The 977-nt window shown below is 38.0% G+C and carries 1 protein-coding gene; it reads right to left on the bottom strand.

Annotated elements, in window-relative coordinates:
- On the bottom strand, positions 1-629 hold a 629-nt coding region (locus tag ACFQ0S_RS07240), incomplete at its 3' end, for a hypothetical protein (protein ID WP_379819072.1).
- Positions 630-977 lie beyond the last annotated feature (348 nt).

Below are 977 nucleotides of genomic sequence, written 5' to 3'. Positions count from 1 at the left end.
ATGCTTAATGCTTGGGCAGGATTAATTGTAACCACAACGGGTTTAATATCCGAACAAATACTAGAGACACTTTTAATGTAATAGGTACCACTTAAAGCTATCGCTGTTGGAGTAGCTAAAGCAATAGTAGCAGCTGCGTCACTCCAATACGATAAGGCACCACCTCCTGTACTTCCTGCTGTAACCGCTGGTAAAGTAATATTAACTGTTGCAGGAGTACAAACCGCTAAGGGATTGGTAATACTTAAAGCTGGTGTAACATCTACAGTGACTGTTTTGGATAAAAGACAATTTTTTGAAGTTGCTGTAGCAAATGATATATCATCAATTGCAAAGTCGTTACCTGGTAACGAAATATTGGTATTAATAATTTGTATTTTTGCAGTAGTAGCTGTACCAGAACTCCAAGTACCAAATATTCTTGTCCAACCTGAAAATCCAGAATTCGCTGCAGAAAGAGGTGTTATTGTAATTGGTACTCCATTGATTAGTACCCTAAATGTTGCAACACTTGTTGCTACTAAATTTTGTGCGTAAAATTCGAAAGTATAGGACTTACTTTTATCTACTAGTACAGTTTGAGACCATATTGTTTTATTTGCAAACGTAGCACCTTTGGCAACAAACATCTTCCCAGTGCCACTCCTATCAGTACTAGTAATAAAAGNGAATTGTTCTTGATGAAGTTACGGTATATGTCGTATTAACCGCAGGAGATACAATTGCTGTAGTAGTTGTACTCGATATAGCTACTACCGGAACAGACGTCCAAGCATATGTTGTACCGCCGTTTGATGCAGTTAATGTGACTGGGGAACTGGGCGATACACAACCCATTGCAGAGCTAATTAAATTAATATCAGTAGGAGCTACAAGGTTTATTGTTGAAGAAGCAACTTTTCTTGGAGGAGTGTTTGAATCTACGACAGTCACTACATAAGAATCTGGAGATAATCCTGTAAAAACTCCTGTAGAGT

The sequence above is a fragment of the Flavobacterium myungsuense genome (assembly GCF_042677265.1).
Lineage (GTDB): Bacteria > Bacteroidota > Bacteroidia > Flavobacteriales > Flavobacteriaceae > Flavobacterium > Flavobacterium myungsuense.
This window is presented reverse-complemented; position numbering and strand designations above follow the sequence as displayed.